Origin of the sequence: Streptomyces sp. NPDC059679 (assembly GCF_042734105.1) — a bacterium.
Classification (GTDB): Bacteria; Actinomycetota; Actinomycetes; order Streptomycetales; family Streptomycetaceae; genus Streptomyces.
Window position 1 is genome coordinate 318,801 of sequence record NZ_JBHWES010000002.1, and the last position, 13,787, is coordinate 332,587.

11 protein-coding genes are annotated in these 13,787 nt (G+C 72.1%); 6 read left to right on the forward strand and 5 right to left on the reverse strand.

Annotation, left to right across the window (positions count from 1 at the left end; all coding sequences use genetic code 11):
* Positions 1-80 precede the first annotated feature (80 nt).
* Positions 81-1,001: a GNAT family N-acetyltransferase gene (locus ACFV2X_RS03955; protein WP_385611057.1), complete on the forward strand. Its 921-nt coding sequence runs from the start codon at positions 81-83 to the stop codon at positions 999-1,001.
* Here the strand turns inward: ACFV2X_RS03955 and ACFV2X_RS03960 are convergent.
* A complete protein-coding gene (locus tag ACFV2X_RS03960) occupies positions 988-1,698 on the reverse strand; it encodes a lytic polysaccharide monooxygenase (protein ID WP_385611059.1) in 711 nt (236 codons plus the stop codon). The two genes, ACFV2X_RS03955 and ACFV2X_RS03960, sit on opposite strands and share 14 nt — an antisense overlap.
* A gap of 199 nt (positions 1,699-1,897) precedes the next feature.
* Here ACFV2X_RS03960 and ACFV2X_RS03965 point away from each other — a divergent pair, with 199 nt between their 5' ends.
* The 4 genes from ACFV2X_RS03965 to ACFV2X_RS03980 all read left to right on the forward strand — a co-directional run bounded on the left by ACFV2X_RS03965 (position 1,898) and on the right by ACFV2X_RS03980 (position 6,823).
* A complete protein-coding gene (locus ACFV2X_RS03965) occupies positions 1,898-3,043 on the forward strand; it encodes a methyltransferase (protein WP_385611480.1) in 1,146 nt (381 codons plus the stop codon).
* Between the two features lie 44 nt (positions 3,044-3,087).
* A complete protein-coding gene (locus ACFV2X_RS03970; RefSeq protein WP_385611061.1) occupies positions 3,088-3,885 on the forward strand; it encodes a sugar phosphate isomerase/epimerase family protein in 798 nt (265 codons plus the stop codon).
* A gap of 270 nt (positions 3,886-4,155) precedes the next feature.
* Positions 4,156-4,680, forward strand: a complete 525-nt coding sequence (locus tag ACFV2X_RS03975; protein WP_385611063.1) for a hypothetical protein — start codon at positions 4,156-4,158, stop codon at positions 4,678-4,680.
* 211 nt (positions 4,681-4,891) lie between these two features.
* On the forward strand, positions 4,892-6,823 hold the full coding sequence (locus ACFV2X_RS03980; protein WP_385611066.1) for a glycoside hydrolase family 3 protein: 1,932 nt from the start codon (positions 4,892-4,894) through the stop codon (positions 6,821-6,823).
* 25 nt (positions 6,824-6,848) lie between these two features.
* Here the strand turns inward: ACFV2X_RS03980 and ACFV2X_RS03985 are convergent, their stop codons facing one another.
* The 4 genes from ACFV2X_RS03985 to ACFV2X_RS04000 all read right to left on the reverse strand — a co-directional run bounded on the left by ACFV2X_RS03985 (position 6,849) and on the right by ACFV2X_RS04000 (position 13,101).
* The gene (locus tag ACFV2X_RS03985) at positions 6,849-8,180 is read right to left on the reverse strand and encodes a lanthionine synthetase C family protein (RefSeq protein ID WP_385611069.1); all 1,332 of its coding nucleotides are present in this window, start codon (positions 8,178-8,180) and stop codon (positions 6,849-6,851) included.
* The gene (locus ACFV2X_RS03990; RefSeq protein ID WP_385611072.1) at positions 8,164-11,262 is read right to left on the reverse strand and encodes a lantibiotic dehydratase; all 3,099 of its coding nucleotides are present in this window, start codon (positions 11,260-11,262) and stop codon (positions 8,164-8,166) included. The genes ACFV2X_RS03985 and ACFV2X_RS03990 overlap by 17 nt, the downstream gene beginning before the upstream one ends.
* Before the next feature lie 78 nt (positions 11,263-11,340).
* Positions 11,341-11,502: an SCO0268 family class II lanthipeptide gene (lanA, locus tag ACFV2X_RS03995; RefSeq protein ID WP_385611074.1), complete on the reverse strand. Its 162-nt coding sequence runs from the start codon at positions 11,500-11,502 to the stop codon at positions 11,341-11,343.
* Between the two features lie 168 nt (positions 11,503-11,670).
* A complete protein-coding gene (locus tag ACFV2X_RS04000) occupies positions 11,671-13,101 on the reverse strand; it encodes a S28 family serine protease (protein ID WP_385611076.1) in 1,431 nt (476 codons plus the stop codon).
* A 189-nt stretch (positions 13,102-13,290) separates the two neighbouring features.
* Here ACFV2X_RS04000 and ACFV2X_RS04005 point away from each other — a divergent pair, with 189 nt between their 5' ends.
* Positions 13,291-13,734, forward strand: coding sequence for a hypothetical protein (locus ACFV2X_RS04005; protein ID WP_385611078.1), 444 nt, complete (start codon positions 13,291-13,293; stop codon positions 13,732-13,734).
* Positions 13,735-13,787 lie beyond the last annotated feature (53 nt).

Here is a 13,787-nt window from a genome sequence, read left to right on the forward strand (position 1 = left end):
AGCGCCCGGGACACCGGTGGTGTTGTGAAAGTGCTTGATCTGGAGCAAGTATTAGGTCAAGCGATTCTGGGGAGGGACCCATGTCCGACGACCTCGACACCGCCATCGACGAGGTGCGTTCCTTCAACCGGTTGTACACCCGAGTCATCGGCGTCCTCGACTATCCGGGCCGGCTGCACACCCCGTACACCCTCAGCGAGGCCCGCATCCTGTACGAGCTCGCCCAGCGCGAGCGCGCCCATGTCTCGGCGCTCCGCGATGATCTGGGGCTGACCGCCGCCCATATGAGCCGGACGCTCGGCCGCTTCGAGGAGCAGGGCCTGATCACCCGCGAGCGCAACGTCCGCGACGCCCGCCACCAGCAGGTCTCGCTCACCGCCGAGGGCCGGGCCGCCGCGGCCGAACTGGACCGCAAGTCACGGGAGTCGGTCGGGCGGCTGCTGGCCCGGCTGGACCGGCCGCAGCTGCGTCGGCTGCGCGAGGCGCTGGCGACCGCGCGCGGTGTGTTCTCCGGCGCGCCGGAGCGAGTGCGGCTGCGTGCTCCGGGCCCCGGCGATCTCGGCTGGATCGTGCAGCGGCACGGCGCGCTGTACGCCAAGGAGTTCGGCTGGAATGCCGAGTTCGAGGCTCACGTGGCGCGGATCGTTGGTGAGTTCGGCACAGATCCGGGGTACGAGCGCGCTTGGATCGCCGAGCTCGGCGGGCGTCCGGTCGGGTCGGTGCTGTGCGTACGGGACGAGGCGCCCGAGACGGCCCGGCTGCGGCTGCTGCTCGTCGAGCCGGACGCCCGGGGGTTCGGGATCGGCGACCGGCTGGTGGGGGCGTGTGTGAAATTCGCCCGCGAGGCGGACTACCGCGAACTGGTGCTGTGGACCAACGACGTCCTGACCGCCGCCCGCCGGATCTACCAGCGGGCGGGGTTCGAGCTGATCGCCGAGCGGCGGCACCAGAGTTACGGGGCCGATCTCGTCGGCCAGGACTGGCGGCTCATCCTCCGGTGAAGATGACGTCGCTGCACGAGTAGAACGACTGGTCCAGGTGGCTGGCCTGCCAGATCATGAAGACGACATGGCGGCCGGTGCGCCCGGGGGCGTTGACCGGGATCGAGACGGTGACCCCGTTCAGCGAGGGGTCGGTGGAGGGCTCCCCGACTCCGGGAGCGATCTTGCCCGTCTGGGCGACCAGTTCGAGGTCGCTCCAGCGCAGCGGCTGGGTGGTGGCGTCGTACCCCTGCTTGGTGACGTAGATGCGGTAGTAGTCGGCGCCGTGCTTGGCCTGGTCGTGGTTCTTGAAGGTAAAGCTGTTGTTGACGGCCGTGGCCTCCCACTTGCCGGGCACGTCCATCGCGTTGTAGCGACCCGAGGAGGTGTGCCCGCCGCTGCAGAGCTGGCCGTCGGGGAGGGCGGCCTGGTGGTTGCCCGCGACGCCTTCCCGGTAGAGGCCGTTCCAGTTCCACATGGCGTTGACATCGGCCTGCCAGGCCTGCCAGCACATGGGGTCCTTGGTCTTCATCTCCGGGTTCTGGAAGTCGCCGCCCCAGCGCTTCCAGCAGCCGTAGTTGCGCGAGGCCGGGCCGATGGCCGAGCCATGGGCGGAGGCGGTGTCCGCCAGCGGGATCGCGATCATCAGGACGGCGGCGGACGCGGCGGCCGACGCCCGCGCCACCCACCGCCTCCGGTTGTGCTCATGACAAATCATGATGGCTCCAGATGTCCCTTGTTCTCCTCTGATACGGGGTGCGCACAATGCACGGGAGCGCTCCCATCGTAGAACCGGGCCCTGGAGGCGGCCAGGTATCCGAAGGGGCGTCATCCGGCCGAAAATCACTCGCGCCAAGGAGGCTTCGCGGGATAAGGAGTGAGCAGTCGGAACTGAATCAGAGCATGAGGTACACCCGCTGAGTACGCATCAGGTCATCGAATGGACCGAAGCCGGGCGGGCCCGCGACGCCCGATGGCGCTCCGAGAACGGGGCGCCCCCGCCCCGCCGGGTGGCGACCGCCGACGACCGTATGACGGCCGACACCGCCTACCGCCTGGCCTGCGAGGGCACCGCGCTGCTGTGGCGCGGCGACTACCAGGGCGCCCGCCAGCTGCTGAGCGCCATGGCCCGCCGCGTCGACCGGGGCCCGCGCCGCCCACGTCGGCGGCGCGCCCCCGCGGCCTCCCCCGCCGAGGCCTTCCACCAGCACCGGCAGGCCCAGTCCCGGCGGGCCCGGGTGCTGGGCATGCTGCTCGTCCCGCTGGACGGCGACTACGGTGTGCCGCTGCGCCGCGCGCCCGACGTACGGCAGGCGTGCGCGGAGGCGTACGGACCGGCCGAAGGGCCCTCGGTGACCTCCCTGAGGGAGTTGCTGGGCCTGATCGGCGCGCATGAGTGGCGCACGAAGGGCGTCGCGGTGCCGGCCCTGGGCGGCGACCGGATCCATCCGCACTACGGCGTCTTCTCACCGGTGCGCGGCGAGTACGTGGACCTGGTGGCCGAGGCGCCGCTGCCCGGCGATACATCCCTGGCGTACGACATCGGCACCGGGACGGGCGTCCTGGCCGCGGTGCTCGCCCGCCGGGGCGTGGGGCGCGTCGTGGCCACGGACCAGGACCCGCGGGCGCTGGCGTGCGCGGGGGAGAACATCACACGGCTTGGTCTGGCCGGACGGGTGGACGTCGTGCGGGAGGATCTTTTCCCGGACGGCCGGGCCCCGCTCGTCGTCTGCAATCCACCCTGGGTGCCCGCCCGCCCCACCTCGCCGGTCGAGTACGCGGTGTACGACCCGGACGGCCGGATGCTGCACGGCTTCCTCGACGGCCTGGCCGACCATCTCGCCCCGGGCGGCGAGGGCTGGCTGATCCTCTCCGACCTCGCCGAACACCTGGGCCTGCGCCCGCGCGACGAGCTACAGGCCGCGTTCGACGCGGCGAGCCTGAGGGTCGTGGACCGGCTGGACACCCGTCCCGGCCATCGCCGCGCCACCGATCCGGACGATCCGCTGCACGAGGCCCGCGCGGCGGAGGTGACCTCACTGTGGCGCCTTGCCGCCGGGTAGGTGGCACAGTGGAGACCTGATCCATTCGAAGAACCGGAGCCCGTATGCAGCTCGCCTTCTCGACCCTCGGCGTCCCCGGCCTGCCGATCAAGGACGTGGTGCGGCTCGCCGCCGACACCGGCTACCACGGCGTCGAGCTGCGGGCGCACCCCGAGGAGCCGGTGCACCCGGGGATCGGGGCCGCCGAGCGGGCGCGGGTGGTGGCGGAGTTCAAGGCCGCCGGGGTGGCGGTGCTGACGGTCGCGGGGTACGTACGGTCCGCCGCGGCGGGGCCGGACGAACCGGCGCTGGAGGAGCTGCGGGAGCTGCTGCGGCTCGCCCATGACCTGGGCGCGGCCCATGTCCGGGTCTTCCCCGGCGGCGGTGACCTCGACGCCGCCGAGGCCGACGCGAACGCCGCCCGGCGTCTGGCCTCCGCCGCGCCGTACGCCGCCGACCTGGGCGTGCGGCTGCTCCTCGAAACGCATGACTCGCACCGCACCGGGGCCGACGTGACCCGCGTACTCGGGTTGGTCGGCCACCAGAGCGTGGGCGCGATCTGGGATGTGATGCACCCCTGGCTGGGCGGCGAGGATCCGTCCGCCACCCATGCGGCGCTCGCCCCGTACCTGGGCTATGTGCAGGTCAAGGACATCGCCTCGGCCGACGACACCACCCCGCTGCCGCTGGGCGCGGGTGTGCTGCCGCTGGCCGAGTCCGTGGAGCTGCTCAGCCGCGCGGGCTGGGACGGCTGGCTGTGCTGGGAGTACGAGAAGCGCTGGTATCCGCAAGCGGCGGAGCTTCCGGGGCTGCTTCCCGCGGCCCGGGACCATCTGCTGCGGCTGCTCGCCGAGGCGGCCTGAGCGACAGCGCGGGCGCGGTGTCAGCCCGGCCGGGCGTGGCGGCGCAGGGCGGTCTCGGCCCCGTGGGGCGGCAATTCCTGGCTGACCTGCGCACCACCCATCCGGTGCACCGGCGGTGCACCCACTCGGCGCACCCCACGGCGTGCCCGCCCCGGAGGCCGCGGCGACCGCTGCCACCATGGCCGTATGCGTCCCGCCCCGCACCCTCTGTGTCCGGCCACGCCCACGGAACCGGTCCGCGGCGCGGGCCGTCCAAGCCGTGTGCTGCTGGTGAGTCTCCGCAGAGCGGTATCGGCCGCGCTGCTGGCTGCGTCGCTGACCACCCTCTCCGCCGCCTGCGGCCAGCAGCACGCCGCCGTCAGTGCGCCCCCCAACCACCGCGCTGACGGCGGCACCCCGAGTTCCCCGCCCGGCACGCCGTTCCGCCAGGGCCGCGTCGACTCCGGGCTCGCCTACTTCACGAGCGCGCCCGGCTCGGTCCGGCAGGTGCGGGCGGTGCTGCGCGGGCCGGACGAGCTGAAGGCCTTCGCCCGGCTGTTCCGGGGGCGGGCGCAGGAGATCATCGATCGGGCCGGGGCCACCGACTTCAGCCGCACCACCCTGGTCGGCTGGTCCGCGACCACGGGCTGCGCCCAGTGGCCGTCGGCGACCCTCCACCGCGCCGGTGACACCCTGAAGCCCATCGCGGGCCCGCATCCCGAGCCGCCGCCGGAGTGCTACGCGCCCTTCCATGTGATCGCCGTCTTCGAGGTGCCGCGGGACCGGCTGCCCGTGCAGCCGCGCTTCGCCGACTGACCGTCGCGCGTCACCCAGTCACTCCCGGACATCGTTCGGGCATCGCGCGATCGGTGTCATATGCCGATTGACCGAGACAGGGTCAAGACTGTTCCCCTTGGCGACTTCGTTCAACTCAGATTGACGCAGCCTCACTTACCCCATATTTTCCGGATGTTCGTGCCATGCGGACCACAGCCACCCCCTCCTCGAACCGACGGAAGGAGTGCGGGTGCACGACCCGGCATTCCCCAAGGCGGCCTCCCGCCGCACCCTGCTGACCGCCGCCCTCGCGGCCGCGGCCGCCGCCTGTTCCCCACAGCGGACCTCCGCCACCCGGGAGGCCTCGCCGACCCACCGCGCAGCCGGCCCGGCCGGCGGCGGCGAACGCCGGGACCGGGACCGGGACCGCAAGCGGGCCGAGGCGCTGCTGGGCCGGATGACGCTCGACGAGAAGATAGGCCAGCTCTTCGTGGTGCGGGTCTACGGCCATTCGGCCACCTCCCCCACCCCCGCCGACGCCGCGCAGAACCGCAGGGAGACCGGTGTCGCCACCGCCGCCGAGCTGATCGCGAAGTACCACGCCGGCGGCGTCATGTACGCGGGGTGGGCGCACAACATCCGCGACCCCCACCAGCTCGCCGCCCTCTCCAACGGCATCCAGAAGGCCGCGCTCGCGGGCCGCACCCCCGTCCCCGCGCTGCTGTCCATCGACCAGGAGCACGGCATCGTCGCCCGCATCGGCGCGCCCGCCACCCTCCTCCCGGGCGCGATGGCGCTCGGCGCCGGGGGCAGCGCCGCAGACGCCCGCACCGCCGCCCGGATAGCCGGGGCCGAACTCGCCGCGCTCGGCATCCGGCAGGACTACGCGCCCGTCGCGGACGTCAACGTCGACCCGGCCAACCCCGTCATCGGCGTACGCTCCTTCGGCGCCGATCCGAAGGCCGTGGCCCGGCTGGTCGCGGCCCAGATCGAGGGCTATCAGAGCGCCGGGGTCGCGGCCACCGCCAAGCACTTCCCCGGGCACGGCGACACGTCCGTGGACAGCCATCTCGACCTCCCGCTCATCACCCACTCCCGCGCGCAGTGGGAGCGGCTGGACGCGCCGCCGTTCCGGGCCGCCATCGCGGCGGGCGTAGACGTGATCATGACGGCGCATCTGCGGTTCCCCGCGCTCGACCCCCACGACGGCCCCGCCACGCTCTCCAAGCCCATCCTCACCGGTCTGCTGCGCGGCGAACTCGGCTTCGGCGGCGTGGTGGTGACGGACTCGCTCGGTATGGCGGGGGTGCGGAAGAAGTACGGCGACGACCGGGTGCCCGTGCTGGCCCTGAAGGCGGGCGCGGACCAACTGCTGAACCCGCCGGACCTGCCGGCCGCCTGGGCGGGCGTCCACCGGGCCGTACGGGGCGGCGAGCTCAGCGAGGCCCGTATCGAGGAATCCGTGCTGCGCATCCTGGAACTCAAGGCGCGCCGGGGCCTGTTGGACCATCCGTACACCGGTGACGGCCAGGTCGCCCGTACGGTCGGCAGCCGCGGGCACCGCGCCGCCGCCGACCGGATCGCCGAGCGCACCACCACGCTGCTCGTCAACGACGGCCATCTGCTGCCGCTGTCCCCCCGCCGCCACCGCAGGCTGCTGGTCGTGGGCCCGGACCCGGCCGCGCCCTCCGGCACCGGCGGCCCGCCGACGGCGGTCCTCGCCCGCGCCCTGACCGCCCTCGGCTTCACCGCCGAGGCCCTGTCCATTTCCCTTGGGTCTACTGGCTCTGGCGCCGGGCTCGACCCGACGACGGAGCGGATCAAGGCGGCGGTCGCGGCGGCGCGGGGGCGGGACGCGGTGATCGTGGCGACGTACAACGTCGGCAAGGACTCCCGGCAGCGCGTCCTCGTCTCCAAGCTCGCCGCCACCGGCGTTCCGCTGGTCCATGTGGCCCTCCGGAACCCCTATGACATCGCGTACGTCGCGCGGCTGACCGGTGCCCGGGGCAAGGCCCCCGCGGCCTCCCTGGCCACCTACTCCTGGACGGATGTCGAACTGCGCGCCGCCGCCCGGGTCATCGCCGGCCGGACCGACCCGCGCGGCAGGCTGCCCGTCCCCGTACGGCGCGCGGACGCCCCGCACCGGGTGCTGTACCCGGTGGGCCACGGGCTGTCGTACTGAGCCCGGTCGGACCGGTAGGTGAAGGTCAGGACAGCAGCAAGGGCATGTCCCAGCCGGACGGGGTGGCTCCCGCCGCGTAGGAGTCGAGGGCCAGGGCGACGCCCGCGGCGCCGTCCAGGTAGCCCGGGATGTCGGAGCCGTAGGGCACCACTGTCATGGTGAAGCGGTGCCCGAACGGCAGGTCCGGGTCGAAGGCACTGATCAACTCGGTGGCCAGCCGGTCCCGGAGGACGTCGATCCGCGGGTCGCCGAAGTGTTCGTTGAGCCGGCCGAGTTGGTGCAGGGCACCTGCCCAGCCGTGGCACAGGGCGTGATCGTGGATGCCCCAGCCGTGCATGGGCAGGGTCAGCAGCCGCTCCACCGACGCTCGCGACAGGGCTGCCCAGTCCTGTCGGCCCAGTGCCAGTCCGGCCAGTTGCAGGGCGCGCGAGACACCGGGGGCGCCGTAGCACCACGACGGCCATCCGGCGGGTGCGCCGTACTCCTCCGGGCCGGCCAGCCACTGGGCGAGGCTGAGATGAGGGGGCCAGAAGGGGCCGTGCCCGTCTTTGACCGCCCACCGCGTCAGGAGGTCCGCCGTGGACTCGATGGCCTCCCGCTGATCCGGCCGCCTGACGCCCTGCTGCCAGGCGAGCGACATCAGCGCGAGAGGGCCCGCGACGCCGTGTGAGATGCCGAGGTTGAGGTGGCCGCCGGGAAACGCGGCCTCAGAGCCGATACGTGGCGCGTCCAGAGCCCACCACCGGGGCACCCGGTGCCCGCGGTGCCCGACTGTCCCGCGCGACAGGCGGATCAGGTGGTCGAGGACGCTTTCGAGCGCCTGGCCGCAGCTCTCGACGCGGGCGAGAAGGTAGCGGCCGACTCCGGTCAGACCGCGGACCACCTCGTAGTGGCCGATGCTGGGAAGTGGGGCATCGTCCCAGGCCGCGGGCAGTACGGTGGCCACCAGATCGCGCTGATACGCGTCGAGACGCTGGAGCGCGGAGACATAGCCGCCGGTGCTGCGATGGGCGAGCAGCACCGCGAAGGCCAGTGCCCCTGGCCCCTTGAAGATGCCGCTCGGGGCGACGGTCCCGGAGGCCACGGCCCGGGTCGCCACTCCCAGGTAGGCATGCGCCCGGGGAGCCTGTTCGGCCGCGCGGTGGCTCACTCCGCTGAACGCGATGGACAGGCCGGGGCTTCCGCTGCCGAGGGTCAGCTCGGCCCAGACGCTTTCGGGGACGCCGTCGTCCGCTGCCTCGGCAGGGATGCGGGTGGCGGCCATGGTGGCGGCGGGGTCGGCCAGCCGGTCGAGGATCTGGGCGGAGACGGCCAGCGCACGTTCACGTACGGCGGCACGGTCACGTACGGGTCGCATGAGCCCTCCTTCCGATGTGGGCGCGGGCCACGCCGCGCAGTACGGCGTATCCGCGGGCCTCCGCCGCCGGACCGACGCCGAACAGGCGATTGTGCCGCATGTGGAGGAGGGAGAGCACCGCCTCGTCACGGTCGGCGGGCGGAGCGGGCAGGATCAGGCGGCCGTAGGCGCGCGGCTCCGGTGTCCCGGTCCACAGTCGCGCGAGCTCCGGGGACGACAGTTCCTGGGCGGCCAGGCGGGCGGTCTCGCCGGTCTCGCCGGGGCGGATCAGGCGGTGGGCCGACGACCGATGCCGTTGGTAGGCGTCGTGTTCCGGTCCTTTGGTGAACATACGGTCCACCCAGGCGCACCAGTCCCAGTCCCCCAGGGAGTCCAGCAGGACGGCGTGTCCCAGGGCGGCCAGCACATCGTCGGGTACGGCCGACGCTCCCGCCCCGCGCGCACGCAGCTGCAGCAGCGCGGAGAGGCTGTCGGTCTGGAACAGCCGCTCGGCCGCCTCCTGGGACGAGTCGCCGCCGTAACGGTCGGTCTCGGGCCGGTACACGTCCAGGGCCATGGTGCGCAGGGCACCGGAACCGATCGCGGCGCGGATGTGGCGGCTGAGAACGGGCAGGACACGGCCGTTCAACACGTCCGGATCTCCATGGAAACGCAGCCGCAGATGCGGCTCGGGGTCCCGGTAGCGCAGGAAGAACCACCGGTCGACGTCCTTCTCGACGGCCGAGAGCCACTGCGGCAGGTGGCCGGTCAACAGGGCGTCGTGGGCGGCGGGTTCGGCGTACAGCTTGACGAACAGCCAGTCCTCACCGGGCAGGTGGACCCGGGTCGGGGCACGCCGGACCGGCGTGGGGGCGGACGGTGCGGAGGAAGGGCGGGTCTCGGAGGTGCGCACCAAGGGCACCACGATCTCGGTGCTGTGCCCCGCGTTCCAGCCCAGGTGCGCACCGTCGGCGGTGATGTCCTCGTACAGGACGAAGCGGGGCCGCTCCGCGGTCAGTTCGGAGCGCAGCAGGTCCTGGTCCCATGGGTCGCGCAGGTCGATCGGGTACATCTGATCGTTTTTGGCGATCTGCACACGGTCGGGTACCACAAGGCGCCGCCGCCACTCGCGCAGCCCCTCCTGCCACGCGGATCCGCCCTGCGCGCGGGCGGCGTCGCGCAGCCGTCGGCCCGGCAGCCAGCGGCGGGGGGCCGCCAGGACCCGGCCGTAGCGAACCCGGGGCAGATAGGGAAGGACGTCCAGGCCGGCCCAGTCCCAGCCGGACCATACGCGGGGACGGGCCGCGGCCAGATCCGACAGGAAGCGGGCCACCGGGGGCGCCTGGGCGTCGAGCGCCAGCATGTGCGGGAACACCGGTACCACCTGGCGGCCGGTGGGTTCGTGCAGCAGTCTCAGCCCGTCCGCGCCGGCCGCCACCAGCAAGGTGCGCCAGTCCAGGCAGTGGGGGTCACCGCGGTCGTCGGCGACGCCGATGGGGATGCGGTACGGGAGCAGGCGCGGCACCTGGACGATGTTGAGCGAACGAGGGTCGGTGGGCGCCACGTCCACCTGCGCCCGCAGGCTGTCGGAGCCGGCGGAGTACGAGACGAGGTGGGCCAGTTCCTCGGTGAGGCCGGTGGTGGCGGCGAACCGGCCCGCGGTGGCGCCGGCCGTCCAGGAGCCGATGTGCGGGCTGCCGAGGAGCTGGAAGTCTCCCCGGTCCAGGGCGTCCAGGCTGTCCGCGAGAATCTGGAAGCACAGTTCAAGGGTGCGCGGCGGCCTGGTGTCGGGGTCGTGTCCCACGGCGGTGGCCAGACGTTCCACATCGTCGTCGGTGAGCTCGATATCGGTTCCGGCGAGGACGGCCTGCTGGACGAGCTCCGCGATCACACCACGGCGCGGGCCGTCGGCCTCCTCACCCGGTCCGGTGCGCGGATGGACGGGCGGCTCCGCGTACTCGGGCGGCAGTCCAAGACCGCGGTGCGGGTCGACGAGATCGGCGAGGGGCACGGCCGACGCGGTTCCGTACCGCTCGATGAAGCGGTCCCGGTAGTCCCGCATGTACTCGAGCGTCGTCCACTCGGGCGTCATCGCCCAGATCGCGGCGGCGTAGCGGCGCACCTCCTCACCGACCGGGTGCGGGACGACGAAGTCGGCGGGCATCCGCAGATCGACGTGGACCGGTGGCCGCTGGTGCCCGTCACCGCTCTCCCCGGGTGCGTCGAGGCGGCGGACCCGGTCGAGAAGCGTCTGCCAGGAGGCGAGTCCCGCGCCGGGAGGGTCCTGTTCGTGAACGGCGGCGGCCGAGCGGACCGAGCGCAGTCCCGCGGCCGTGTCGGGAAGGGTGTCCTGGAGCGCGGCCTCGATCCGGTCGAGGAGTTCGTCGTCGATGCGGTGCGGGGTCAGCGAGGTGAGCAGGAGCCCGTGCTGGACGAGACCGCCGAGTTGGGCGTCCAGGCGCTCCGGGCCGAGTGTGGGGAAGCGGCGGGACAGCTCGTCGGACAGGGCGGTGTACGGGACGGGGGTGGCGGTGAGCTCGCGCACCGCGGCGACCAGCGCGTTGTCGCGGACCGAGGTCTGCCGCTCGCCGGTGCGCAGCGTCAGCCGGCCGTCCCGGAGGACACACAGGTCGTTGAGGACGACATCCACCCGGCGGCGCACCCGGGGGTCGGCCAGCCAGGCCGTCACGCGGCGGTGCAGCCAGGCGCCGTCAAGACGGACCGACACCTCGCCAGGGCCCGTGGGCCCCGCCTTGGCAGCGGGGCCGAAGCGGGCCCTGCCCACTCCCGCGAAGAGCCCGAAGGGGGTGGGGCGTCCACCGGACCGCCGCGCGTACCGGGTGAGGGTCCGGGCGGCGCTCAGGGTGCGCTTGCGGCCGTGAGCCGCCGCCTCCTCGTCGTCACCGAGGCGCCGGAGGCTGAGGGCCAGGCTGCCGCTGGCGACGTGGACGGCCTGCTGGAGCAGGGGGTCGGCGGCCAGGCCGCGGATGCCGGGCACGGGGTCATCGGCGTTGATCACTGCCTCGGCGCGGTCCCGGGGCCTGCTCGCGATCCGCACCAGCACCGGTTCACGTACCTCGAAGAGTTCGAACTCCGGTCGCACGATTCTGTTTCCTCGCCTCGCCTGGGATACAGAAAGCGGGGCAGGCCCTGCCTGCCCCGCCCGGTGGTCCGGCCCCTGCTAGCAGCAGATGGGACAGCGAGTGCCGATCGCGTAGCTGCTCGGCGAGGTGTAGGTACCCTGCCCGAACTGCTCCGTCCCCTCCGGAAGGTCGGAGACGCGCAGGTCGAGGTCGAGGTCGAGGTCAAGGTCGTCGTTCTGAAGAACAATCTCAGTGCGCATGCTTCTCCCTGATGTGTCAAGGTGCACGGACTGGAACTCGCCGAAGCGCTTGTTCTCCTCGGCAGGCACTACTTTCACTCTCAAATCACCCGCCAGGGAGCCGATTTTCAGCCATGATCTGCGGGCTGACGCGGCTGCTGAACGGGCCGGTGCGAGCCGCGAAGCGCCCTACGGCCGCAGGGCCGGTTCGCGCTCCACGTCCCGGCGGTCGAGCCGCGCGTCGTACGAGGCCAGCGGCTTCGCCACGGGCTCGACGCCGGCCCAGCGCTGCACCGCGGCCGTGGCCTTGGCCTTCTCGTCGGCCGCGAGCTGGCTGATATTCGAGCCGTGGTTGCCGCCCGCGACGGTGTAGACGTAGGAGTCCCGGGAGCCCTTGCCGAGCCGGAACCGCTCCGCGCCCCACGGGTCGTTCTGCCCGTATACGAACAGCATCCGCCGCGCGTCGTGCCGCACCCAGCTGTCGATGTCCCGCATCGCATATGGCCGGAATCGCATCGGGATCTCCTGGGGGACGTAGCTGCGCGGGGTGTAGATGCCCGGGTAGCGCAGCAGCCCGTCCAGGTGCGGGGTGTCGAAGGTGGGCGAACCCAGTTCGGTGCCCGCCTGGTAGTAGTACGGCGTGTAGGTCTCCAGGCCCTGGTCGGTGTAGGCGGCGAAGCCGGAGATGTCGTCGATGAAGGCGTACAGCTCGTCGGTCGAGGCGGTCGGCGCGGGCACCTCGGCGCACTCGCTCACCAGGTGGTACTGCCAGAAGGCCCACACCAGGTCGAGGACGACGTTCTCGTACGCCTTGTCCGCGCTGCCGACGACGGTGAAGGTCTGGCCCTCGTCATCCGCCCACTTCTGGTAGCGGGCGACGATCTCGTCGCGCCGGACCAGGGCCTCGCGCTGCACCGCGTTCAGCTTGGTGCGGCACTCGGGCGTGCCGACGGAGGCGAAGAAGCGGTCGTAGGCCGAATCCTCCTTGTTCACCACGTCGTTGGGCGCGACGTAGGCGACGGTGGCGTCCATGTCGCCCGGGTAGAAGCGGCGGTAGTACGTCGCCGTCATACCGCCCTTGCTGCCGCCCGTGGCCAGCCACCGCTTGCCGTAGACCGGCTTCAGGGCCCGGTAGAGGCGGTGCTGGTCGCTGGCCGCCTGCCAGATGTCGAGCTTGGACCAGTCGGCGGGCTGGGGCCGGGACGGGGTGAAGAAGCGGTACTCCAGCGACACCTGGTTGCCGTCGACGATCTGGGTCGGCTCGCTGCGCCGCGGGCTGGTGTTGACGTTGTAGCCGGAGGTGAAGAACACCGTCGGCCGGTCGGTGGACTTGTGCAGCAGGGTGAACCGCTGCTTGAAGGTGCCCTTGGACGGGTGCCGGTGGTCGATCGGCTGGGTGTAGGTCAGCACGAGGAAGCGATAGCCGTCATAGGGCTTCTCCTCGACGAAGCTCATCCCCGGTATCGCGAGTATTCGGTCCTTGATGTCCGGCTCCGCGGCGGCCGGTTTCGCGGTGGTCGGTGCCGTGCTGGTCGGTGCCGCGGTCGCGCTGCCGACGCCCGCGCCGACCGCCCCGACGAGCATCACGAGCGCCAGCAGCCATCTGAGTGCCTTGGCCATTCGCCCTCCCCTTCGGTTCGTACAGATTCAGTTCGCGCGGAATCAGTCGTGCAATTCCGTTCGCGCAGATCGCCGAGAACCTATCGGGGCACAGGTGAGGCCACCAGACCGGCCAACTGAGGCCCGAATACGGAGAGTTATGGGCTCCGCCCTCTTTCGTAGCGGGCTGTGATGGCTCATCCTGCCTACATGGACCGAGACGAACGGCACGACCGGAGCGAACGGGCCGAGCGGCTGACGCAGTATCTGACCGAATTGCAGGAACGAATCGATCCGCGCTCGCTGGAGTTGCTGATGCGGCTGCTGCGCGAGCTGAGCACCTCACCGGCCGTCCGCGGGGGGACGTACGAACTCGGCATGGGGCCCGAGGAAAAGGAGCTGTTCACCCCCGCTCTGCAGGCGGAACTGCTGGTGCTGTTCGGCCTGCTCACCTCCCAGGACGAACGGGTGGTCGTGGACCTCGGCGACAGCCCGCACGCCAAGGGCATGAAGGTCCTGGTCCCCCAGGACCGGGCGGACGACCCCGACTTCCTGCAGCGGCACAAAAAGCGGGTCGCCGCCGAGGCGGAGCAGCGGGAACGGGACAGGCGCGAGGTGGAGGGGATAGCCAGGGCAAGCGGCATGGAACCGTGATGTAACGATGGGTAACATCAGTTGAGTGCCGAGAGTCACCACGGGGGTCACGG

Coding starts and splice junctions, on each gene's coding strand:
- ACFV2X_RS03960 (WP_385611059.1), bottom strand. CDS start 1,698: ATGATTTGTCATGAGCACAACCGGAGGCGGTGGGTGGCGCGGGCGTCG.
- ACFV2X_RS03970 (WP_385611061.1), top strand. CDS start 3,088: ATGCAGCTCGCCTTCTCGACCCTCGGCGTCCCCGGCCTGCCGATCAAG.
- lanA (WP_385611074.1), bottom strand. CDS start 11,502: ATGCGCACTGAGATTGTTCTTCAGAACGACGACCTTGACCTCGACCTC.
- ACFV2X_RS04005 (WP_385611078.1), top strand. CDS start 13,291: ATGGACCGAGACGAACGGCACGACCGGAGCGAACGGGCCGAGCGGCTG.
- ACFV2X_RS03955 (WP_385611057.1), top strand. CDS start 81: ATGTCCGACGACCTCGACACCGCCATCGACGAGGTGCGTTCCTTCAAC.
- ACFV2X_RS04000 (WP_385611076.1), bottom strand. CDS start 13,101: ATGGCCAAGGCACTCAGATGGCTGCTGGCGCTCGTGATGCTCGTCGGG.
- ACFV2X_RS03985 (WP_385611069.1), bottom strand. CDS start 8,180: ATGCGACCCGTACGTGACCGTGCCGCCGTACGTGAACGTGCGCTGGCC.